Genomic DNA, 22,423 nt, shown 5'->3' with positions numbered 1-22,423 from the left:
GGAGCGCGCCTATCCTTGAAATCCTAAAATCATTCTATGCAACGCTATCGATAGAAAATTTGATTTAGACGCAGCTTTTTCAGGGAAATAGCCCAAAAGTAGCAGCTGATTACGGGAAGTGTGATAACTATCACAGGTGCCCATGTTTGCATATTGTTACAGCGCGTTTTCGGCTTGGATGAGTTATTTCTGGCTCGTAAAAATTGTGTTTCTAATCTTGGTTGCAACTGATTCATTTAAAAAACAAAGTTGCGAATAGGAAAGCGTGTGCAGGCGAGGAATGTATCCATTATGTCACCTGGGTGACGGAAGTGTTATCAGGCTGTGTTTGTGTTGTGGTTTGCCCGGTGTCGGCATTGGCAGTCTGAGATTCACCAGGAAGGCATGCTGATGCCCGGGGAGGAGTCTGCTACACTCTGCGCCTCTTTTCATCCCAGATACAAGTAAGACAGAAGTTATGACTCAGCACTGGCAACCTACTGCTTCGATCGCGCAACTGAAACAGCGCGCTGCGATTATTGCATCGATCCGCGATTTCTTTGCCCGCCGTGACGTGCTGGAGGTGGACACCCCGGCGATGAGCCAAGCGACGGTGACCGATATCCACTTGCATACGTTCCAGACTGAATTTGTCGGGCCGGGGTTCGCTTCAGGCCAGACGCTGTATCTGATGACCAGCCCGGAGTTTCACATGAAACGCCTGTTGGCGGCCGGCAGCGGGCCGATTTACCAGATTTGTAAGTCGTTTCGCAATGAAGAATCCGGCCGCTTCCACAATCCGGAATTTACCATGCTGGAATGGTATCGCCCGGGGTTCGATCACCATGCGCTGATGGATGAAATGGAGGCGTTGCTGCAGCTGGTGCTCCAGTGTGGCCGTGCCGAACGGATGACCTATCAGCAGGCTTTTTTGACGGTATTGGGTGTTTGCCCGCTGACGGCCGACATGGACGCGTTGAAAGCAGCGGCCGGCCCACTCGGACTGGCGGATATTGCTGAGCCGGAAACTGATCGTGATACTTTGCTGCAACTGCTGTTCAGTATCGGTATTGAACCGAACATCGGCCAGACGACCCCGGCATTTGTTTATGATTTTCCGGCATCACAGGCCGCGCTGGCGCAGATCAACCCGGCGGATGACAGGGTAGCTGAGCGGTTTGAAGTGTATTTTCAGGGAATCGAGCTGGCGAATGGGTTTCATGAGCTGGCAGACGGGGACGAGCAACTGGCCCGGTTCGAAGCCGATAACCGTAAACGGCAGGCGATGGGGCTGGCACCGCAGCCGATCGACCATCACTTGGTTGCTGCGCTGCGGGCAGGCTTTCCGGATTGTGCCGGTGTTGCGCTGGGCATTGATCGGTTGATCATGCTGGCCCAGAACTTGAGCCATATCGATCAGGTCATGGCTTTCCCGGTGACAATTGCCTGAGTCAGACGCGGCGGTATCAGACCCTGAATGCGGCAGTGCCGCACCGGGTGATGCTGGCGTAAGCACGGGAACCCCGGCTTGAAAGCGGCCAAACACACTTTGCAGTATGGCCGTATCCCGCCAGAAGATACGGACTTTCTGATACAGGGGGAACAGCTGGTCGTTGTCGATGAGGCGACCGATTAGGATTTCAAGGCGTCTTATCGAAACGGGCTGACTATAAGTCATCTCTGAATTAAATGCAAATGGTTCTCAGTTGTGTTTGTGTGTCCCGGCGGGCTAATGGGTGACGATCAAGGCTGTCCCGATCACAGCCAGGGCAGCGCCGAACCAAGCGCTTTGATTCGGCCGGTTGCCGGTATGCAGCCACAGTAGCGGCAGCACCATGATCGGCGTGGTTGAAGAGAGCAGCGCGACGGTGCCGACATCTCCATGGCGAAGCGCATACAGGATCAGGGTCATGCCGACGGCCATGGCCAGAAAACCGTTGAGGGCGACCATGCCGAAAATCGGCCAGGTGATAGGATTGAGCGGGCGGAACAGCCGGGCGCCGGTCAGCCGCAGCAGGCTGTGTGCCGCGAAGGCGCTGGCCATACGCACGGCAGACGCCGCGATGGGATCAATCCCGCTTTGCATCACCGGTTTGGCAATAACCGCGCCGAGCGACTGACACAGGGCTGCCGTGAGACCCAGGACAATGGCAATCCATAAATTGCCGTGGATCTTCTCCCACAGATGGGTTTGCTGCTGGCCGAAGAAAATGGCACAGGCCACGCCGAGAAATACCGCCAGGCCACCGATCAGTTTCCATCCGGCCAGGGTTTCCCCAAACAGCCAGATCCCGAGCTGTGCCGAGAAAACGGCATGGCAGGCGAACAGCAGGCCGCCCCGGCGGGGGCCGATCCGGTTGAAGCAGGCAAACAGGGCCGTATCACCGATGAAAATTCCGATCAACCCGGACAGCAGCATCATCCCGGCACTCTCCCATTGCACTGTACCCCAACCCCCGTTCAGCAGCGCCATCACCGACAGCATCAGGGTCACGCAGGCCATCCGCCAGCGACTGTAGGCAAAGGCGCCCAGATGACGCGAAGGGGTAACGGAAATCAGGCTGCTGAGCGCCCAGAGTGAGGCTGCACCGAGGGCAAACCATTCGGCGAGTGAGGCGGATCCGAGCATAGGTTGGTGACATTCCTTGTAACACTTGGCCGTCCGGGCCTGATCATGGAATGAGGATAATACCTCAGTCTGTTTGGGGGAGAAACGCTTGCGAGGTGAGATTCATGCATTGGAGAGATGACGGCATTTGATGCACGATTTGGCCGTCTGCGAGTGATCCGGCGTATTGCCGGATCACTCTGGGTCGCGGGTTACACGCGAAAGCGAGACATATCCTCGCGCATGGTCTCGGCGGCGCTGTGGATGGCCTGACTGCTCTGATTCACATCGCGGGTCTGTTCGGCCAGATGATCGGAAACATCTTTGATCGCCTGGGTGTTGCGGCTGATATCTTCACTCACCGCCCGTTGCTCTTCGGCGGCGCTGGCAATTTGGGTCGCCATATCGGAGATTTCAGTGATTGCGGTGGTGATTTGGGTCAGGCTGTCACTGGCCGCTGCCGCAAAGTCGACGCTTTGTCCGGCGAGGCCAGTGCTGGCTTCCATGCTGTCGACCGCCTGGCGGGTATTTTGTTGCAAGGTTTCGATCATGCTGCGGATCTCCTCCGTCGAATCGTGGGTGCGCTGGCTCAGCACCCGCACTTCATCGGCGACCACGGCAAACCCGCGCCCTTGTTCCCCGGCCCGGGCGGCTTCAATAGCGGCGTTGAGCGCCAGCAGGTTGGTTTGCTCGGCAATGCCCTGAATGGTGGAGAGGATCTGGTTAATGTTCTGCGCGTTGGCTTCGAGCTCATGGATCACGCCCGCGGCATCCTGAATTTGATCGGCCAGTTGGGTAATGGCGTTGCGGTTTTGGCCAATCACGTGCTGACCGGCTTCGCAGGCGGTGGTTGAAGCCTGTGCGGCCGACGCGGTGAGTTCGGCATGGCTGGCCACTTCCCCGGAGGTCGCTGACATTTCGTGAATGGCGGTCGCGATTTGGTTAATGTCGTTCTGCTGCTCTGCCACTTTATGGTTGGCCTGCTCGGTTTGGCGGGCAGATCGCGCCGCCTGCTCACTGAGGGTGTGAGACTGGCTCACAATGCCGGTGATCATGGTCTGGATCTGTGCCAGGAAGCGATTCATGTGATCGGCCAGTTCGCCAATCTCATCCATACGCTCGATTTCAATTCGCTGGGTTAAGTCGCCGCTGCCCTGAGCCAGCTGACGGACCGACTGACTCAGGTTGTTCAGGGGATTGAGCAGGCGATTGATAATCATTGCGGCGGCTACGGCGATCACCAGGTAAAGTCCCAGCGAAGCCAGGCTAATGAAGGTGACCTGGCGGCTGATCCCGGCAAAGGCTTCGGCCTTGTCTTCGATCAGGCCCAGGGTCCAGTCGGTGCCGGCAATGGGGACGGCAGAAATCAGTTTCTCCTGGCCATCGAGCGAAATGGTTCCGATGGTTTGATTGGCCTGAAGTTGGTTGAGCAGGGCCGGGGTCAGATCGTTGCCCAGGCGGGTGATTGGCTGCTGGCTGAGTGCTTCGTCCCGGTAGGCAACAATATTGTGCTGACCGTCGATCAGGAAAGCATAGCCGCTGTTTTCGAGTTTCAGGTCAAGCACTTGTCGGATGATATGACTGACGGTCAGATCCGCTGCCAGCACTCCTTGGTACTGCCCCTGAAACGGCTTGGCAAAACTGACCACCAAACTGCCGTCAAAGTCCTGGTAAGGTTCGGTGACAATGAGTTTGCCCGCGGTCATCGCATCCTGATACCAGGGGCGAGTGCGGGGATCGTAGTCGGCCGGCCAGTCTTCACTTTTATCACCGTAAGCGATACTGCCGTCATTAAAACCGGCATAGACCGACAGGAATTGGCCGGCACGTTTGGTCAGCAGGAGCTCGCGGTCGACGTTGTCCTGATTGGCGATCAGCGGCTCGTTGGCCAGCATCATATCGCGTCGGGCGCTGAGCCAGTCGGTAATGTAGCGACTGGTCGCCTGACCGATATCCCGCATCTGGTTGGTGACTGCGGTGGTGGTTTCCTGTTGGAGCTGGTTAATTGACAGCCAGGCCTGGACGGCACTGACCGAGGCGATAATCACCGCGATGGCGACTTGGATTTTAAACTTGATCGTATGCTTCATCTTGGGCTCTCACTTCATGGCCTGAGTATGGTGGTTCACAGGATGCCGTGGGTATCATGATTTTTATTGCATCGTGTTGGGTGTTTTATCGGCGAGTCGGAGCAATCATTGATGACTACTTGCGGGAATACCGTGATGTTGCTTACAAATCTTGTCCAAAGGTGGGGGAAGTGAAGGCAGTCACACTGCCTTCACGTTGGAGAAGTATTGCATTGGATGCATATAGTGGTCAGGTCAGCAGCCAGGCGCCGAGGTAGACGACGAACAGGCCGACTAAGCCGAGGATCACCCCGGTTTTCGCCATGTCTTTGCTTTCAATCAGCCCGGTGGAGTAGGCCAGGGAGTTCGGTGGTGTGGAGACCGGGAGGATCATGCCCAGAGAAGCGGAGAAGGCCACGACCACCAGTACGCCCTGCAGGCCGCCAATCGCAGCCAGGCTGTCCATGGAAACGGCCACGGCGGCGGCAATCGGCATCAGCAGGTTGGCGGTAGCGGTATTGGACATAAAGTTCGCCATTAACCAGCAGATCAGCGACAGGGCCAGCACCACGGCTGCGGGCGACAGTACACTGTAGTCAATCGCATGTGCCAGTGCTTCGGCCAGACCGGTCTGATCCAGGCCGAGGCCAATGGCAATCCCCCCGGCAACTAGCCAGAGTACATCCCAGTTGATGAGCTTGAGCTCCTCTTTGCCCATAATGCCGGTCAGGGTAAACACGGCCAGCGGGATGATCGCGACGACGTAGGTGTTCATGCCATGCAGGGCGGTGGTGATCCACAGAATAATGGTCAGGGCGAAGGTGGTGTATACGACCAAAGCCTGCCAGCTGCGCTGAAACTGCCCGTCCAGTTTCAGGGCCATTTGCTGCTGGGTCGACGGGAAGAGCTTTTGTAGCAGCCACCAGGCAAAGGTGAGCTGGAGAATGACAAAGGGCAGGCCGATCATCATCCAGCCGAGGAAGCTGATGCTGTGCTCCCCGGTCAGGTATTGCAGGGCAATGGCGTTCGGTGGCGTGCCGATGGGTGTGGCGATCCCGCCGGTATTGGCTGCGATGGGAATACACAGCACCAGCGCCTTGATCCCGGTATCACCTTTGGGCACCGCGGCAACAATCGGGGCCAGCAGAGCCAGCATCATCACCGTGGTGGCGGTGTTCGACATGAACATGGAAAACACTGCGGTGATCAGCATCAGGCCCAGCATAATAAAGCGGGGTTGGGTGCCGAACGGTTTGAGCAGCACTCGGGCCAGGTTGTTATCCAGCTCATATTTGGAGGCGGCAATGGCCAGGGCAAAGCCACCCATAAATAGAATGATAATCGGCGATGAAAACGCCCCCAGAATCTCGGTGTAGGGGATGAGATCGCCCATCGGATGGGCGCCGGATTCAGCCCGGAACAGATGCAGCCCTTTATCGGAAATCATGATGAGTTCCAGGGCGATGATTAATATCGAGGTGGCGAACACCGGCACCGGTTCCAGTACCCAGAGCAGGGCGGCCAGGGCAAAAATTGCCAGCAGGCGGTGCTGGACCACGGTGAGGCCTTCGATGGGGATAAGTTCAATGGGAAGACAAGCGATGCTGAGCGGAATGCCGAACGCAATCAGTAGTTTGGCAATCTGAGCAACGGAAAGATTGTTCATAGTGTGTTGGCTTGATTCTGCTAGGGAATAGACTGCCAGCATACTATTTGTTCAACGGGGATGTCTTCGCGCCGGTTAATATTCTGCTATGAAAAAAGGGCGAAAATCGCCCTTTTTGTGTAAAAATGTTAACTGGTTACGCTTCTGAGGCCGCAACAGGTTTGAGTGTTGCGTACGGCTGACCCATTCGGGTTGGTTGCCCCGGCTGCATCGTGTCGACAAATTCCACCATGTCTTTCGGGAACAGGTTGATCACGGTTGAGCCCAGTTTAAACAGCCCCATTTCTTCGCCTTTTTTCAGCGCGATGGCTTCGTCTCCGGTCGTCGGGTAGTCCCAACGACGTACCACTGGGCCGGTCGGCGGCGTGATAGTGCCGGCCCAGACGGTATCCATGCTGCCGACGATGGTGGCGCCAACCAGCACCTGAACCAGCGGCCCGTGCTCGGTATCAAAGACACAAACAACCCGTTCGTTGCGCGCGAACAGGTTCGGCACGTTTTCCGCGGTCAGCGGGTTGACCGAGAACAGATCGCCCGGAACGTAAATCATCTGGCGCAGGGTCCCGTCGCACGGCATATGCACCCGGTGATAATCACGCGGAGAGAGGTACAAGGTCGCAAAATCACCGCCCTGGAATTCATCTGCCAAGGCCTGATCGCCGCCCAGCAATTCAACAGCCTCAAAGGTGTGGCCTTTGGCTTGGATCAGACGGCCTTCAGTGATCGGACCGCATTGGCTGACCATGGCATCTGCCGGGTGGGTCATGATCTCAGCCTGCTCTGCGATCGGGCGGGCGCCGTCTTTCAGCTCACGGATGAAGAAATCATTGAACGTGGCGTAAGCGGCCGGATCCGGGTTGCGTGCTTCAGACATATCAACCTTGTAGCGGTTGATGAACCAGCGGATCACTGCGGTGGTCAGCTTGCCGCCTTTCAGGGCCGCCAGTTTACCCGCAACTCGGGTCAGAGCATGTTTCGGCGCGCAGTACTGCAGGCCGATCTTGAGATTATCGTTCACGGTATGAATTCCAGAAAGCGTCAATTAATCAACAACTTGATTACTCTTGTAACAAATCAAGAATAACCCGAACCGGGAATCATACCGAAAAGGTTCGGGAAAGTCAGTTTATTGCGTCGCGCTTTGCGGCCCGCCTCCCCGGGGGCCGGGGAGGGGAAGAGATGGCGTGGTTATTCCGGTTTGTTGCGAGAGAACTGACGGTTAGCGACATTTTCCGACATACTGTCGATAATGCGATGGTAGCTGTCATAGCGTTCACGGCGGATCTTACCGTCCTCTACCGCTTCGCGGATCAGGCAGCCGGGATCGTCACCATGTTTACAATCACGGAATTTACAGCCGCCCAGGTAATCGCGAAACTCAACAAAAGCTTCGGTGACTTGTTCGGGCTCCAGATGCCACAGACCGAATTCCCGTACCCCGGGGGAGTCAATGAGATCACCACCGTCCGGGAAGTGATACAGACGGGCTGCCGTGGTGGTGTGCTGGCCCAAACCGGATGATTCGGAGACATCACCGATCTCGGCGTCGACTTCCGGCATCAGTGCATTGACCATACTGGATTTACCCACCCCGGATTGGCCGGCAAAGATGCTGACATGATCTTTCAGGTCTTCTTTCAGCGCTTCCATTCCTTCACCGGTATCGGTGCTGACATATCGGATCTGATAGCCAATGTTTTCATACAGCGATAACAGATCTTCGACGCGGCAGCGTTCTTCCGGATTGAGCAGGTCTATCTTGTTCAGAACGATCAGCGGTTCAATCCCGACGGTTTCTGCGGCGATCAGGTAGCGATCGATAATGTTCAGCGACAGCTCCGGTAAGACGGCGGAGACAATGATAATGCGATTGACGTTTGCCGCGACTGCTTTGACACCGTCGTAATAGTCCGGACGGGTCAGCATGGATTCTCGCTCATGGACCGCTTCCACGACCCCGGCGATCCCTTGCAAGGTTTCGACACCCGGGCGCCAGACCACGCGGTCGCCGGAGACTAGGCTCTGGATACTGCGGCGCAGGTTGCAGCGGTGAATCGCCCTGGTTTGGGGATCTTCAACGTCGGCATGCTGGCCGAAACGGGTGATCACCAGTCCTTCACGGGCGGATGCCAGTAGGGATTCATCCCACTGGACATCGGCTTTTTCGCGCGTCAGGCGTTTGTTTTGGTTGGAGCGAACACGACGGCTCTGTCCTTTGGTCAGCTTTTTCTTTTTTGCCACAAGAATTTCGTTCAGTTAGTTGGCTTACGGTAGAATAAGGGCATTGGCCGTCTGGGAATGTTGTCTGTTCCCCGGAATCGGCTTGCGTTTGGTATTATCATACATGGTTTACTCACAGAATAGGCAATATCCGATGACGATCAGCGATCAGAACCTTATTTGGATCGATTTAGAAATGACCGGGCTGGATCCTGAAGCCCACAAAATTATTGAGATTGCGACGATCGTGACGGATGCGCAATTGAATATCCTGGCAGAAGGTCCTGTCTTGGCGATCCATCAGCCGGAGTCGGAATTGGTAAAAATGGATGAGTGGTGTACTTCCACCCATACTAAAAGTGGATTGGTTGCGCGGGTGCGTGAGAGCAAGGTCGATGAGGCAGAAGCGGTGCGTCAGACCATTGCTTTTTTGGAGCAATGGGTGCCGGCGGGCGCGTCACCGATTTGCGGGAACAGTATCGGGCAGGATCGCCGCTTTCTGTATAAACATATGCCGGAACTGGAGCAATACTTCCACTACCGTTATCTGGATGTCAGCACCCTGAAAGAACTGACCCGCCGCTGGCAGCCTGACTTGCTGACTGGATTTCATAAACAAGGGAGCCATTTGGCATTGGATGATATTCGTGATTCAATCAATGAATTGCGTTACTATCGTGAGCATATTTTTAAAATTTGATGATGATTTAGACGGTCGCGTTGAAAATTCCATATTTTTTTGAGGAAGTATTGCATCCGTCTAATTTCTTCGTATAATGCGCAGCCTCGAAAGGCAAATATTCAATAGTTTTGCTTTTCTGATAATCGGACGCGGGGTGGAGCAGCTTGGTAGCTCGTCGGGCTCATAACCCGAAGGTCGTCGGTTCAAATCCGGCCCCCGCAACCAATTCTCTTCATGAGAATATGCGACACTAGCTCAGTTGGTAGAGCGCAACCTTGCCAAGGTTGAGGTCACGAGTTCGAACCTCGTGTGTCGCTCCAGATTATAGCTTTCATCGTGCTTAACGGTGACGAATGCGACACTAGCTCAGTTGGTAGATCTACGTCGGGCTCATAACCCGAAGGTCGTCGGTTCAAATCCGGCCCCGCAACCAATTCTCTTCATGAGAATATGCGACACTAGCTCAGTTGGTAGAGCGCAACCTTGCCAAGGTTGAGGTCACGAGTTCGAACCTCGTGTGTCGCTCCAGATTATAGCTTTCATCGTGCTTAACGGTGACGAATGCGACACTAGCTCAGTTGGTAGATCTACAACCTTGTTAAGGTTGAGGTCACGCCTAGTTCCTTGAAGATCAGGAACCTCGTGTGTCGCTCCAGTTTACAGCTGTCATCGTGCTTAACGATGAAATACGGACGCGGGGTGGAGCAGCTTGGTAGCTCGTCGGGCTCATAACCCGAAGGTCGTCGGTTCAAATCCGGCCCCCGCAACCAATGCGACACTAGCTCAGTTGGTAGAGCGCAACCTTGCCAAGGTTGAGGTCACGAGTTCGAACCTCGTGTGTCGCTCCAGATTACAGCTTTCATCGTGCTTAACGGTGACGAATGCGACACTAGCTCAGTTGGTAGAGCGCAACCTTGTTAAGGTTGAGGTCACGCCTAGTTCCTTGAAGATCAGGAACCTCGTGTGTCGCTCCAGTTTACAGCTGTCATCGTGCTTAACGATGAAATACGGACGCGGGGTGGAGCAGCTTGGTAGCTCGTCGGGCTCATAACCCGAAGGTCGTCGGTTCAAATCCGGCCCCCGCAACCAATGCGACACTAGCTCAGTTGGTAGAGCGCAACCTTGCCAAGGTTGAGGTCACGAGTTCGAACCTCGTGTGTCGCTCCAAATTATAGCTTTCATCGTGCTTAACGGTGACGAATGCGACACTAGCTCAGTTGGTAGAGCGCAACCTTGCCAAGGTTGAGGTCACGAGTTCGAACCTCGTGTGTCGCTCCAAATTATAGCTTTCATCGTGCTTAACGGTGACGAATGCGACACTAGCTCAGTTGGTAGAGCGCAACCTTGCCAAGGTTGAGGTCACGAGTTCGAACCTCGTGTGTCGCTCCAAATTATAGCTTTCATCGTGCTTAACGGTGACGAATGCGACACTAGCTCAGTTGGTAGAGCGCAACCTTGCCAAGGTTGAGGTCACGAGTTCGAACCTCGTGTGTCGCTCCAAATTATAGCTTTCATCGTGCTTAACGGTGACGAATGCGACACTAGCTCAGTTGGTAGAGCGCAACCTTGCCAAGGTTGAGGTCACGAGTTCGAACCTCGTGTGTCGCTCCAAATTACAGCTTTCATCGTGCTTAACGGTGGCGAATGCGACACTAGCTCAGTTGGTAGATTCTACAACCTTGTTAAGGTTGAGGTCACGCCTAGTTCCTTGAAGATCAGGAACCTCTTGTGTCGCTCCAGATTACAGCTGTCATCGTGCTTAACGATGAAATACGGACGCGGGGTGGAGCAGCTTGGTAGCTCGTCGGGCTCATAACCCGAAGGTCGTCGGTTCAAATCCGGCCCCGCAACCAACAATTTCAGATAGTCTGGTGTTATGGTTGTCATAACCCTCAGGCCATCGACGGATGCGCCGCCCGGATCAAATCCGAGCCCGCAACCAATGCGACACTAGCTCAGTTGGTAGAGCGCAACCTTGCCAAGGTTGAGGTCACGAGTTCGAACCTCGTGTGTCGCTCCAGATTACAGCTTTCATCGTGCTTAACGGTGACGAATACGACACTCGCTCAGTTGGTCGGCTGAAACCTTATTAAGGTTGAGGTCACGCCTAGTTCCTTGAAGATCAGGAACATCGTGTGTCGCTCCAAATTTATAGTTGTCATCGTACTTAACGATGAAATACGGACGCGGGGTGGAGCAGCTTGGTAGCTCGTCGGGCTCATAACCCGAAGGTCGTCGGTTCAAATCCGGCCCCGCAACCAATGCGACACTAGCTCAGTTGGTAGAGCGCAACCTTGCCAAGGTTGAGGTCACGAGTTCGAGCCTCGTGTGTCGCTCCAAATTATAGCTTTCATCGTGCTTAACGGTGGCGAATGCGACACTAGCTCAGTTGGTCGGCTGAAACCTTATTAAGGTTGAGGTCACGCCTAGTTCCTTGAAGATCAGGAACCACGTGTGTCGCTCCAGATTACAGCTTTCATCGTGCTTAACGGTGGCGAATGCGACACTAGCTCAGTTGGTAGAGCGCAACCTTATTAAGGTTGAGGTCACGCCTAGTTCCTTGAAGATCAGGAACCTCGTGTGTCGCTCCAAATTACAGCCTTCATCGTGCTTAACGGTGACGAATGCGACACTCGCTTAATTGGTCGGCTGAAACCTTATTAAGGTTGAGGCCACGCTTGGTTCCTTGACGATCAGGAACCACGTGTGTCGCTCCAAATCTTGCTGTCGCCACGAATGTGGTCATACGGCAAACTACTACTGTGAAGTATTAGTCCTACTGCAACATTCCTCGATCAGACGGTGAATTCGTTGATCTTGTGTGTCGCGCCAGAGTTCCGGATCCATCAGATTCAGAACCTCAGGAAGCAATCAGCTTCAATGACATCATCAGATAGAGACTTCGACAGCCTGAGTGGCTGTTTATTTGTCTCTGCTCATTAAGATGCTCTGTCCAGCCAGCCGATGAGAGGCTTGGTTCCTGGTAACGGTACATGCTCTTTTATTTTGTGGATACCCCCTGATGAATGCAGGGAGGCTTGATCTGTAAATCATATTTCTTATCCAGAATCCAACCCCGCTGAAATGCCGAGAATCTCTGGGTTTGCGGTGAGCTAGGTTGCTTAAATCTATCGTTCATACACAGATTTATCCACATCTTTTCTGTTGTGGGTAACTCAGTTGATTACATGTGCCGACGTCGTGTGAATAACTCTTTTCACTCACTTGTAATTTTCCTATTCCTCATTTTTCAATAAAAGATATCAACAAGACAAGTGTTTGATAAGGCTGGGATTTCTTGTCTTTATCCAAGGGTTATATACAGCCTGATCAATATGTTCATCCTTGGGATAACTGTTTTGATTGTGAGTATATTCGGCTGTGTTTAATCTTTTTGAGAATGGAAAATATTGGCGGGGATGAAACGGTTTTCCACATTTCCGGTTAAGGCTGACACTGCTCCCATTTTGTGCAATGTCTCGATTGGGCAGGAGCGTTACCAGGCGTTTTAAGCGTCGCGGGGGAGCCCTTTTTCAATAATCCGGATAAGCCGTTTAGTTTTACCCGGCAGCACTTCAATGGTGAGTGCCTGGCGTTTCTCCCGCTGTTTGTCGAGGGCCCAGTGGATGTGTTCATCCAAGAGTACACTCTCCCCCAGCCGTTGTTCGAGGGCATCAATAATCTCTTGCCGATAAGGGGCGTTGCCCATTGCAATGGTCAGGTTTCGCAGCCACTGCAGGTGACCGATCCGCCGAATGGCTGAACCTTCGGTCTGTTTGAGAAATTGCGATTCTGTCCACTGATATAAAACGTGCAGGGGTTGTTGGTCCAGGCTGTCCCGGCAATGGTAGTCGCTCTCTTCGGTAATCTCGGAATAGCGATTGAACGGACATACCAGCTGGCAGTCGTCGCAGCCGTATATCCGGTTGCCCATCGGCTCGCGAAACTCTTCCGGGATCACCCCGTCGAACTCGATGGTCAGATAGGAAATACAGCGTCTGGCATCCACGACGCCTTCTTCAACGATGGCGCCTGTCGGACAACTGGTCATGCAGGCAACGCACTTACCGCATTGGTTCTCGACGGGTTGGTCAACGGGTAAAGGTAAATCGATCAGCAGTTCACCCAGGAAAAACCAGGAACCGGCTTGTTCACTTAAAATTAATGAATGTTTACCGGTCCACCCTAAACCGGCTTTTTCAGCCAGTGGCCGTTCCAGAATCGGGGCTGAGTCGACAAACGGCCGATACCCAAAGGCCCCGACGGCTTGTTCAATCCGCTGGCCCAACAGCTTCAAGCGGTTTCGGATCAGCTTGTGGTAATCCCGACCCAGAGAATAGCGACTGATGTAAGCCAGCTCCGGTTGCTTCAGGGTTTGGGCAAATCCGGCTTCAGGGGGCAGATAATTCATCCGCACGCTGATCACCCGCACGGTGCCGGGTAAAAGTTCGTCCGGTCGGGCGCGCATCATGCCGTGGCGGGCCATCCAGTCCATTTCGCCGTGATAACCGGCATCAAGCCAGCGCTGAAGCTGGGCCTCGTGTTTTTTCAGATCCACATCGCAGATCCCAACCTGCTGAAAACCGAGTTCTTTTCCCCATTGCTTAATGTTTAGGGCCAGTTCGCTGTAGTTTATCGTCATTTTGGGTGTGTACTGCGTGGCTGAGAGTAAAGGGGCCGAAGTGTACCATAATCATCAACAATTGAATCAATCATAGAAGCCTTGGTGTCTGCTTCAAGCTGTTGGGGATTTATGATTGTACCTGATGGCGGTTTTGGGCACTATTTGTTCACTGCCAGCCGTGCGCTCGAGGATGGGCTCAGGCTGTGAACGAGGGAGCGCATATGGTCACAACACAATTACCTCAATTGCTGTACCGGGCTGAGCAGGTCCGTAAAGGTGAGCTTCGGGCGGCTCAGGCGATGCAACTGGAGATGTATCAGTTAATGCGACGCGCGGGCGAGGCCGTATTTTCCGTGCTGAGCCAGCGTTACCCGACGTGCCGGTCTGTGCTGATCTGTTGCGGGGGTGGGAACAATGGCGGTGACGGGTATGTGGTCGCCCGGCTGGCGCGTGCGGCGGGGATCTCGGTTCGGCTGTGGCAATTGGGTGATGCAGCGCGGCTCACAGGCGATGCGGCGCGGGCGCGGGATGACTGGTTGGCTGTCGGCGGGCAGATCACATCGGCGCAGTCGCAGATTCCGGATGATGTCGAAGTGATTGTTGACGCGCTGTTGGGCACAGGCCTGACCGGCCCGGTGCGCGAAGATTGCGGACAACTGATTGGGCTGCTGAATCTGGCTGCCCGGCCGATCATCGCTGTGGATGTACCCTCGGGTCTGTGCGCTGATACGGGGGCCGTTCTGGGAACGGCCATTCAGGCTGAAGCCACGGTGACCTTCATTGGCTGCAAGCAGGGCTTGTGTACCGGCCAGGCCAGCCATTATTGCGGGCAGCGGTATTTTGCCGGGTTGGGGGTGGAGTACACCTTTGCCAGCGAGACGGAGCCTTCGGCTTATCGGTTGGATTACCAAAGCGTGCTGCACGCGTTACCCCCGCGGCGGCGAACGGCGCACAAAGGCGATCATGGACGGGTCTTGTGTGTCGGGGGCGATTTGGGGATGCCGGGTGCGATTCGACTGGCTGCTGAAGCCTGTGCCCGGTGCGGTGCGGGGTTGACCGCCGTGATCACGCAATCTGACAATGTATTGTCAATTGTGACAGCCAGGCCTGAAATAATGGTGCAGGGCTGGCACGACAAAGCCCATGAAATTCGCCAGCGCCGGGACTGGGCCGATGTGATTGTGATTGGACCGGGGCTGGGACAAAGTGATTGGAGCAAGGCTTTGCTGCTCCACTTTGAAGACACCGAGAAAAAAATGGTCGTGGATGCAGACGGGTTGAACTTATTGGCCCTCTCACCAGACTATAAAAATAATCGTATAATAACGCCGCACCCGGGCGAAGCGGCCCGGCTGTTGGGCTGGTCTGTGGCCAGGGTCGAAGCTGACCGGTTTACGGCCGCCCGGCATTTGCAGCAACAATTTGGTGGTGTAGTGGTTCTCAAAGGTGCCGGTACACTAATTGATGATGGTAGGCAGTGCTGGATCTGTACTGCCGGTAATCCGGGAATGGCAACGGGCGGCATGGGAGATGTGCTGTCCGGGATCATCGGGGCACTGGCAGCGCAGGGCATGTCCTTGTCCGAAGCGGCACGAACGGGGGTGTGGATCCATAGCACCGCAGCCGATTTATGTGCCCGTGACGGTGAGCGAGGAATGCTGGCCAGTGATCTGTTTCCCTATCTTCGCCAACTGGTTAACCCAAGATAAAAGAAAACAATGCAAACATTTGAAACATTGCTTGCCGATGAGCAGGCAACCGTCGCGTTAGGTCTTCAACTGGCCAATGCTTGTCATCGCCAGACCACGATCTATCTGCATGGCGATCTCGGCGCGGGAAAAACAACGTTCAGTCGTGGCTTTATTCGTGCTCTGGGTCACCAGGGTAATGTCAAAAGCCCGACGTATACCCTGGTGGAACCGTACGAGCTGCCGCCCTGGCAGGTTTACCATTTCGACCTGTATCGCCTGGCCGATCCGGAAGAGCTGGAATTTATGGGGATCCGGGATTACTTTACGGCAGATGCGATCTGCCTGGTAGAGTGGCCGGAGAAAGGAGAAGGTCTGTTACCGGCCCCGGATCTGGATATTGAGATGCGCTATCATGACACTCAGCGCCAGGTCATTATGACGGCGAATAATGAGTATGGTCGAGCATTGATCGAGCGTTTGGAGTTGTGTTGATCAGGATGTCACTTCGGTCTTTATTGCCCATATTGATAGTCGGCGCAGGGATGTGCAGCTCGTTGGCCTGGGCCAACGAGCTGAAAAGCATTCGTGTCTGGCCGGCACCGGATGAAACCCGGGTAGTGCTGGATGTGCAGGATGAAGTGGCATTTACCTTTTTCACCCTGACCAAGCCGAACCGCCTGGTTGTCGATCTAAAAGAGACTGCGCTGAAAACCAAGCTGCCGCTTCGCGTGGACAATAGTGCCGTCCTGACGAACATTCGCAGCAGCAGCCCGCCGGAGGCCGGGACCTACCGCCTGGTGTTTGAAACCAAGGCCGGGACCGACCCGACGATCTTCAAGCTGGCACCGACGCCGGATGGCCATTACGGCCACCGCCTGGTGCTGGACTTGCCCCATCAGAAAAAAGCGACGCCAGTGCAGCCGGCCGCCAAAAAGCCGGTGACTCAGAACCGTGACGCGCTGCTGCCGTATGGCACCGACGATATTATCGTCGCGATTGATGCCGGACACGGCGGTGAAGATCCGGGCTCGATCGGTCCGAGCCGCAAGTACGAGAAAAACGTTACCCTGGATATTTCGAAAAAGGTCGCGGCCAAGATTAATGCGACCCCGGGGATGAAAGCGGTCCTGACCCGGCGCGGCGATTATTTTGTGAATCTCAATAAACGCTCGGAAATTGCCCGCAAGAACAAAGCACACCTGTTGGTGTCCATCCATGCCGATGGGTTTCACCAGCCACACCCGCGTGGGGCTTCGGTATGGGTCCTCAACACCCGCCGCGCCAACAGCGAGATTGGCCGCTGGCTGGAGCAACAGGAAAAGCAATCAGAGCTGCTTGGCGGGGGCGATGTGCTCACGGGGGGCAGCGATGATCAATACCTGAGCATGGCGGTGTTGGATCTGCAGTTCAGCCACTCCCAGAAAGAGGGCTATGACGTGGCCTCGCGGGTACTGAAAGAACTCAGCAAGATCACCGCGTTGCACAAGAGCAAGCCGGAACATGCCAGCCTGGCCGTGCTCAAATCGCCGGATATTCCTTCCCTGCTGGTTGAAACGGGCTTTATCACGAACCCGCAGGAAGAGCGGCTCCTGAATACCCGCGCCCACCAGAGCAAGCTGGCCAATGCCGTCTACCAGGGGGTGCTGGCTTACTTTAACGAGAAACCGCCGGAGGGGACGCTGTTTGCGGCCCGGAAAAATGGGGTCAAACATACCGTGGCCCGGGGCCAGTCGCTCAGTGTGATTGCCGAACGCTACGGCACGACCACCGCGGCGCTGAAACAACTCAACCACCTCAAGAGCACGACATTACGGGTCGGGCAGGTGCTGCAGATCCCACAGGCCGGAACACCGACCCCGATCGTGGTGCCTCCGGCCGCTACTCCTGTATCGCCTCCGGCAGGGACCCGCACCGTGACCCGCACCCATACGGTGAAGCGGGGGGAATTTTTGGGCAAGATTGCGGCCAACTACGGTGTGACGGTGGCCAGTATACGCCAGGCAAACCGGTTGCGCTCGGATGAGTTGGCGATCGGTCAGCGACTGAAGATTGCCGTGCAGGCGCCAGAAGCCCTGACCCACACCGTGAAACGGGGGGAGTTTCTGGGGAAAATCGCGGCCCGTTATGGGATCAGTATCAGTCGTATTCGTGAGGTGAATCAGCTAAGCTCAGATACACTGGCTGTTGGCCAAACGCTAACGATACCTAGAAGTTAATTATGCCTATTCAGATCTTGCCAGCCCGCCTGGCAAACCAAATCGCGGCGGGAGAAGTGGTCGAGCGTCCGGCATCGGTGGTGAAGGAGCTGGTCGAAAACAGCCTGGATGCCGGTGCTACCCGAATCGAGATTGATATCGACAAGGGCGGCAGCCGCATGATCCGGATCCGTGATAACGGCAAAGGGATCCCCAAAGATGAACTTCAGCTGGCGCTGAGTCGTCATGCGACCTCCAAGATTGCTACGTTGGATGATCTGGAAGCCATTGCCAGCCTGGGCTTTCGCGGTGAGGCGTTGGCCAGTATCAGCTCGGTTTCCCGGCTGACGCTGACGTCACGGACGGCGGCGCAGGAGGAAGCCTGGGCCGCGTATGCCGAAGGGCGGGAGATGGAGGTCAAGCTCAAGCCAGCGGCCCACCCGGTGGGAACTACGCTGGAAGTGCTGGATCTGTTTTTTAATACCCCGGCCCGGCGCAAGTTCCTCCGAACCGAAAAAACCGAATTCGGCCACATTGACGAGCTGCTCAAACGAATTGCCCTGAGCCGGTTTGATGTCACCATCAACCTGCGCCACAACGGCAAGAGTGTGCGCCAGTACCGGGCGGCGCAAACGCAGATCCAGCAGGAGCGCCGGCTGGCCGCAGTCTGCGGCACCCCTTTCCTTAACCATGCCCTGGCCGTATCGCTCGAACATGGTGATCTGAAGCTGTCGGGCTGGATTTGCAGCCCGCAAGGTGCCCGGACCCAGAACGATATTCAGTATTGCTACGTCAACGGCCGGATGATGAAGGATAAGCTGATCAACCACGCCATTCGTCAGGCTTACGAGAGTAGCCTGGCGGCGGATCAATATGCGGCTTACGTGCTGTATATCGAAGTTGACCCGCATCAGGTGGATGTGAATGTCCACCCGGCCAAACATGAAGTCCGCTTTCACCAGGCGCGTCTGGTGCATGATTTTATTTGCCAGGGGCTGCAAAGCGCGTTGCAGCAGTCGCTGGCTGAGCCGAATGGCCTGTATCAGACGCCGACCCGGGCCAGTGCCCGGGCCGACTATGACTACCCGCCGCAATCCAGCGTGCCGTCTGCTGAACCGGTGACGGAGATCCCGGAACCGGAGATCCCGGAATCAATGATGGCGGCACTGGCCCGAACGCCGGATTATCCGAATAAAGCGCAAGCCCACGAATGGATGCCTGCTGCGGAGACGCCGCGGGAGCGACCGGCCTCGGCTCATCGGGGCGAATCGCGTGCGGCCGCGTCGTATCCAGCCCAGCGCCCGACTTCCGGCAATGCGGCTTCTGGTGGTGATCGCCGCTATGGCAGTGAATCGCCCTCGAAAAAAGAAGTCCAAGCCTACCAGCAGCTCATGCAGACTCCGGCGCAGCCTGAATCGATGGAGCGGCCTTCGGCACCGGAGCCTGCACCATCGTCAACTACCGTCATTCCGGCCAGTGGCGCTTCTGCGCCGGTCACCGATTATGCGGGGGACGGGCTGGGCAAAGCCCTGTGCCTGGTTGAGCAGCGCTATTTGCTGCTCAACCAGGCGGGCGGACTGGCGTTGTTATCGCTCGATTATGCCCAGCAACTCCGGTATAAAGGCCAGTTGCGCCAGGCGCAGGGCGAGGGGTTGAAACCGCAGCCCTTGTTGATCCCGCATGCGTTGCCGCTTGAGCCGGCAATGATCGCCTGTGCCGAGCAACATGCCCGGCTGCTCAAACAACTGGGGATCCAGCTCAAAGCCAAGGGCAACACGGGCTTGATCGTGATGTCGGTGTGTTTGCCGCTGCGCCAGCAGAACCTGCAACAACTGCTGCCGGCACTGCTCGATTATCTGGCCGGTGTGGCTGACGATCCGGATGCCCAGGGCTGGGAGCCATTGTTAGACTGGCTCGCTGGCCAACTTGTGATCCCCGCCGCAACATTCAGTTTGTCCCAGGCGATTCAGCTGGTGGCTGAACTGGAACAATTGTGGGGAGAGACCCTTGAACATTATTATTCACACCTGTTGCGTCCGGTCGATATCCGCGCAGCAGTAGAAGCATTTCATTATGACTAAGCCACTACCACAGGCCATCTTTTTAATGGGGCCGACCGCATCGGGAAAAACGGATCTGGCCATTCGTTTGCGTCAGCAATTACCGGTGGAGTTGATAAGTGTTGATTCCGCCCTTATTTATAAGGGGATGGATATCGGAACAGCCAAGCCGGATGCCCGGGAGCTTGCTCTGGCACCGCACCGTCTGATAGATATTCGTGATCCAGCGCAAAGTTATTCAGCTGCGGACTTTCGTGCTGATGCACTGAAAGAAATGGCTGATATAGTGGCTGCTGGACGGATTCCTCTGCTGGTTGGTGGTACTATGTTGTATTACAAAGCCTTGCTGGAAGGCTTGTCCCCTCTGCCGGCAGCCGATCCTGCGATTCGGGCAGCGATCGAGCAAGAAGCAGAAACCAAAGGGTGGCAGGCACTGCATGAGGAATTGGTACGGATTGATCCGGTCTCTGGCGAGCGGATCCACCCGAATGATCCGCAGCGTTTGTCTCGGGCATTGGAAGTTTTCCGTATTTCGGGTAAAACTTTAACTGAGCTGACGAAAACCCAGGGTGAGTCTTTGCCGTATAAGGTTCATCAGTTTGCAATAACCCCCAAGGACAGGGCTGTCCTGCATCAGAGGATCGAACAGCGTTTTGCCAACATGATCAAAGCCGGTTTTGAACAGGAAGTTCGTGCTTTGTATGAGCGAGGGGATCTCCATCCGGATTTGCCATCGATACGCTGTGTAGGATACCGACAGATGTGGGAATACTTGGACGGGAACTGCGATTTAGACGAAGCGGTGTTCCGCGGGATCTGTGCGACCCGTCAATTGGCGAAACGTCAAATCACCTGGCTGAGAAGCTGGAAAGATTTGGCGTGGTTGGATAGCAGTGATGTGGAGACTGCGTTACAAACCGTCACAAACTCAGTTAGATGTGGCGTTTGATTCGCGTGTATACTCACACTGTTTTGCGTATTTTTAATGTTGTTCGTTGCTAAATACAACTACAAACAAATAAGGAAAAGAAATAATGGCTAAGGGGCAATCTTTGCAAGACCCGTTTTTGAATGCGCTGCGTCGAGAAAGAATTCCGGTCTCTATCTACCTGGTCAACGGTATCAAACTGCAAGGCCAAATCGAGTCATTCGATCAGTTCGTTATCCTACTCAAAAATACGGTTAATCAGATGGTGTATAAGCACGCTATCTCGACTGTTGTACCGGCTCGCCCGGTGAACCACCACCATGCCGGTGAGCGTCAGGCGCCTACCGAGCGTACTCAGGAAAAACCTGAAGAATAAATATTCTTCAATAAGGAGTTGATTGCTTGTTTGACCGTTATGAAGCCGGCGAGCAGGCTATTCTTGTTCATATCAACTTCACGCAAGAAGGGGAATGGGAAGACTTAAGCGAGTTTGAAATGCTGGTCTCCTCCGCGGGAGTCAATGCGCTGCGTGTCATTACAGGCAGTCGTAATACTCCCCACCCTAAGTATTACGTGGGAGAAGGTAAAGCACAGGAAATTGCCGATGCGGTTCGGGCCGAAGAGGCCGAGATCGTCATATTTAACCACTCCCTCTCTCCAGCGCAAGAGCGGAACCTGGAGCGGATCTGTAAATGCCGGGTGTTGGATCGAACAGGTCTGATCCTGGATATCTTTGCGCAGCGGGCGCGCACTCACGAAGGTAAACTGCAAGTTGAACTGGCGCAGCTACGCCATATTTCAACCCGATTGATCCGGGGCTGGACCCACCTTGAGCGACAAAAAGGCGGGATTGGTCTGCGGGGGCCGGGGGAGACCCAGCTGGAAACAGACCGTCGTCTGTTACGGGAGCGGATCAAAACCATCCTGAAACGGCTGGATAAAGTGGCCAAGCAACGGGATCAGGGCCGTCGGGCGAGAAATCGGGCCGAGATCCCGACGATCTCGCTGGTGGGCTATACCAACGCCGGGAAGTCGACCCTGTTTAACCGGGTAACGGACGCCGGAGTATATGCTGCGGATCAGCTGTTTGCGACGCTGGATCCGACGCTGCGTAAGATCGATGTGGCGGATGTCGGCACCACAATTCTGGCCGATACGGTCGGGTTTATCCGCCACCTGCCGCATGATCTGGTCGCCGCGTTTAAAGCGACGCTGAAAGAAACTCAGGATGCCAGTTTGCTGCTGCATGTTGTGGATGCCAGTGATGATCGCTTTCGCGAAAACATCGAGGCAGTCGACAACGTGCTGGAGGAAATAGAGGCAGCCGAAGTGCCGACGCTGGTGGTCATGAATAAGATTGACTGCCTGGAAGGGGCGACGCCGCGGATTGAACGCGACGATGACGGGATGCCGTGCCGGGTCTGGATCTCTGCAATGGCCGGGCAGGGAATTGACCTGTTGTTTGAGGCCCTGACGGAGCGTCTGTCCGGCACTATGGTGAAACATACCCTGCGTTTGCCGCCACATTTGATTGGGCGCTATCGCAGTAAGTTTTACCAGTTGGGCTGTATTGTGCGTGAAGAATATGAGCCCGATGGCAGCCTGACGGTGGACATTCGCATCCCGCTGGCAGAGTGGTCCCGGCTGCAAAAAAGAGAAAGTACAGCGTTAGATGACTTTATCGTAGCCTGATGGGCTGCT

The 22,423-nt window shown here is 55.2% G+C and carries 15 protein-coding genes and 19 tRNA genes; 28 read left to right on the top strand and 6 right to left on the bottom strand.

Annotation, left to right across the window (positions count from 1 at the left end):
* Positions 1-457: 457 nt before the first annotated feature.
* Entirely contained in the window at positions 458-1,429 is a 972-nt protein-coding gene (gene epmA, locus NH461_RS15250; protein WP_261601137.1) for an elongation factor P--(R)-beta-lysine ligase, read from the top strand.
* A 279-nt stretch (positions 1,430-1,708) separates the two neighbouring features.
* Here epmA and NH461_RS15245 read toward each other — a convergent pair whose 3' ends face one another.
* From NH461_RS15245 to rsgA, 5 genes are all read right to left on the bottom strand, one after another.
* The gene (locus tag NH461_RS15245) at positions 1,709-2,608 is read right to left on the bottom strand and encodes a DMT family transporter (RefSeq protein ID WP_261601136.1); all 900 of its coding nucleotides are present in this window, start codon (positions 2,606-2,608) and stop codon (positions 1,709-1,711) included.
* Between the two features lie 191 nt (positions 2,609-2,799).
* A complete protein-coding gene (locus NH461_RS15240) occupies positions 2,800-4,677 on the bottom strand; it encodes a methyl-accepting chemotaxis protein (RefSeq protein WP_261601135.1) in 1,878 nt (625 codons plus the stop codon).
* A gap of 229 nt (positions 4,678-4,906) precedes the next feature.
* Positions 4,907-6,322, bottom strand: a complete 1,416-nt coding sequence (locus tag NH461_RS15235) for an SLC13 family permease (RefSeq protein WP_261601134.1) — start codon at positions 6,320-6,322, stop codon at positions 4,907-4,909.
* Between the two features lie 136 nt (positions 6,323-6,458).
* Positions 6,459-7,340, bottom strand: coding sequence for an archaetidylserine decarboxylase (gene asd, locus NH461_RS15230; protein WP_261601133.1), 882 nt, complete (start codon positions 7,338-7,340; stop codon positions 6,459-6,461).
* Between the two features lie 170 nt (positions 7,341-7,510).
* Positions 7,511-8,563, bottom strand: a complete 1,053-nt coding sequence (gene rsgA / locus NH461_RS15225; protein WP_261601132.1) for a small ribosomal subunit biogenesis GTPase RsgA — start codon at positions 8,561-8,563, stop codon at positions 7,511-7,513.
* Positions 8,564-8,696: 133 nt separating this feature from the next.
* On the opposite strand from rsgA, the gene orn reads away from it, so the two are divergent.
* The 20 genes from orn (at position 8,697) to NH461_RS15125 (ending at position 11,815) form a co-directional block, all read left to right on the top strand.
* On the top strand, positions 8,697-9,242 hold the full coding sequence (gene orn, locus NH461_RS15220; RefSeq protein WP_261601131.1) for an oligoribonuclease: 546 nt from the start codon (positions 8,697-8,699) through the stop codon (positions 9,240-9,242).
* Between the two features lie 130 nt (positions 9,243-9,372).
* A tRNA-Met gene (locus NH461_RS15215) sits at positions 9,373-9,449 on the top strand.
* A gap of 19 nt (positions 9,450-9,468) precedes the next feature.
* Positions 9,469-9,544, top strand: a tRNA-Gly gene (locus NH461_RS15210).
* 132 nt (positions 9,545-9,676) lie between these two features.
* Positions 9,677-9,752, top strand: a tRNA-Gly gene (locus tag NH461_RS15205).
* Positions 9,753-9,787: 35 nt separating this feature from the next.
* Positions 9,788-9,879 (top strand) — tRNA-Asn (locus tag NH461_RS15200).
* Positions 9,880-9,917: 38 nt separating this feature from the next.
* Positions 9,918-9,994: transfer RNA gene (locus NH461_RS15195), tRNA-Met, on the top strand.
* Positions 9,995-9,996: 2 nt separating this feature from the next.
* Positions 9,997-10,072, top strand: a tRNA-Gly gene (locus NH461_RS15190).
* 35 nt (positions 10,073-10,107) lie between these two features.
* Positions 10,108-10,198 (top strand) — tRNA-Asn (locus tag NH461_RS15185).
* Positions 10,199-10,236: 38 nt separating this feature from the next.
* A tRNA-Met gene (locus tag NH461_RS15180) sits at positions 10,237-10,313 on the top strand.
* Positions 10,314-10,315: 2 nt separating this feature from the next.
* A tRNA-Gly gene (locus NH461_RS15175) sits at positions 10,316-10,391 on the top strand.
* 35 nt (positions 10,392-10,426) lie between these two features.
* Positions 10,427-10,502: transfer RNA gene (locus NH461_RS15170), tRNA-Gly, on the top strand.
* 35 nt (positions 10,503-10,537) lie between these two features.
* Positions 10,538-10,613, top strand: a tRNA-Gly gene (locus NH461_RS15165).
* 35 nt (positions 10,614-10,648) lie between these two features.
* A tRNA-Gly gene (locus tag NH461_RS15160) sits at positions 10,649-10,724 on the top strand.
* A 35-nt stretch (positions 10,725-10,759) separates the two neighbouring features.
* Positions 10,760-10,835, top strand: a tRNA-Gly gene (locus tag NH461_RS15155).
* Between the two features lie 35 nt (positions 10,836-10,870).
* Positions 10,871-10,963, top strand: a tRNA-Asn gene (locus tag NH461_RS15150).
* 38 nt (positions 10,964-11,001) lie between these two features.
* A tRNA-Met gene (locus tag NH461_RS15145) sits at positions 11,002-11,077 on the top strand.
* Between the two features lie 91 nt (positions 11,078-11,168).
* Positions 11,169-11,244 (top strand) — tRNA-Gly (locus NH461_RS15140).
* 165 nt (positions 11,245-11,409) lie between these two features.
* Positions 11,410-11,485 (top strand) — tRNA-Met (locus tag NH461_RS15135).
* A gap of 2 nt (positions 11,486-11,487) precedes the next feature.
* A tRNA-Gly gene (locus tag NH461_RS15130) sits at positions 11,488-11,563 on the top strand.
* 161 nt (positions 11,564-11,724) lie between these two features.
* Positions 11,725-11,815: transfer RNA gene (locus NH461_RS15125), tRNA-Asn, on the top strand.
* Between the two features lie 917 nt (positions 11,816-12,732).
* Here NH461_RS15125 and queG read toward each other — a convergent pair.
* On the bottom strand, positions 12,733-13,860 hold the full coding sequence (gene queG / locus NH461_RS15120; RefSeq protein WP_261602928.1) for a tRNA epoxyqueuosine(34) reductase QueG: 1,128 nt from the start codon (positions 13,858-13,860) through the stop codon (positions 12,733-12,735).
* 209 nt (positions 13,861-14,069) lie between these two features.
* Between queG and NH461_RS15115 the strand changes: the two genes are divergently transcribed.
* From NH461_RS15115 to hflX, 7 genes are all read left to right on the top strand, one after another.
* Positions 14,070-15,557 carry an NAD(P)H-hydrate dehydratase gene (locus NH461_RS15115; RefSeq protein WP_261601130.1) on the top strand — a complete coding sequence of 496 codons (1,488 nt, stop codon included), beginning with the start codon at positions 14,070-14,072 and terminating at the stop codon, positions 15,555-15,557.
* 9 nt (positions 15,558-15,566) lie between these two features.
* Entirely contained in the window at positions 15,567-16,031 is a 465-nt protein-coding gene (gene tsaE / locus NH461_RS15110; protein ID WP_261601129.1) for a tRNA (adenosine(37)-N6)-threonylcarbamoyltransferase complex ATPase subunit type 1 TsaE, read from the top strand.
* Positions 16,032-16,081: 50 nt separating this feature from the next.
* A complete protein-coding gene (locus tag NH461_RS15105; RefSeq protein WP_261601128.1) occupies positions 16,082-17,755 on the top strand; it encodes a LysM peptidoglycan-binding domain-containing protein in 1,674 nt (557 codons plus the stop codon).
* A gap of 2 nt (positions 17,756-17,757) precedes the next feature.
* On the top strand, positions 17,758-19,815 hold the full coding sequence (gene mutL, locus NH461_RS15100; protein ID WP_261601127.1) for a DNA mismatch repair endonuclease MutL: 2,058 nt from the start codon (positions 17,758-17,760) through the stop codon (positions 19,813-19,815).
* On the top strand, positions 19,808-20,743 hold the full coding sequence (gene miaA, locus NH461_RS15095) for a tRNA (adenosine(37)-N6)-dimethylallyltransferase MiaA (protein WP_261601126.1): 936 nt from the start codon (positions 19,808-19,810) through the stop codon (positions 20,741-20,743). Before mutL ends, miaA begins: the two co-directional genes overlap by 8 nt.
* 85 nt (positions 20,744-20,828) lie before the next feature.
* Positions 20,829-21,098 carry an RNA chaperone Hfq gene (hfq, locus tag NH461_RS15090; protein WP_261601125.1) on the top strand — a complete coding sequence of 90 codons (270 nt, stop codon included), beginning with the start codon at positions 20,829-20,831 and terminating at the stop codon, positions 21,096-21,098.
* 26 nt (positions 21,099-21,124) lie between these two features.
* A complete protein-coding gene (gene hflX / locus NH461_RS15085; protein ID WP_261601124.1) occupies positions 21,125-22,414 on the top strand; it encodes a ribosome rescue GTPase HflX in 1,290 nt (429 codons plus the stop codon).
* Positions 22,415-22,423 lie beyond the last annotated feature (9 nt).

Source organism: Photobacterium sp. TY1-4 (assembly GCF_025398175.1).
In the GTDB taxonomy this organism is placed as follows: domain Bacteria; phylum Pseudomonadota; class Gammaproteobacteria; order Enterobacterales; family Vibrionaceae; genus Photobacterium.
The sequence above is the reverse complement of the archived record's forward strand: the minus strand, read 5'-3'. Positions and strand labels throughout refer to the sequence as shown.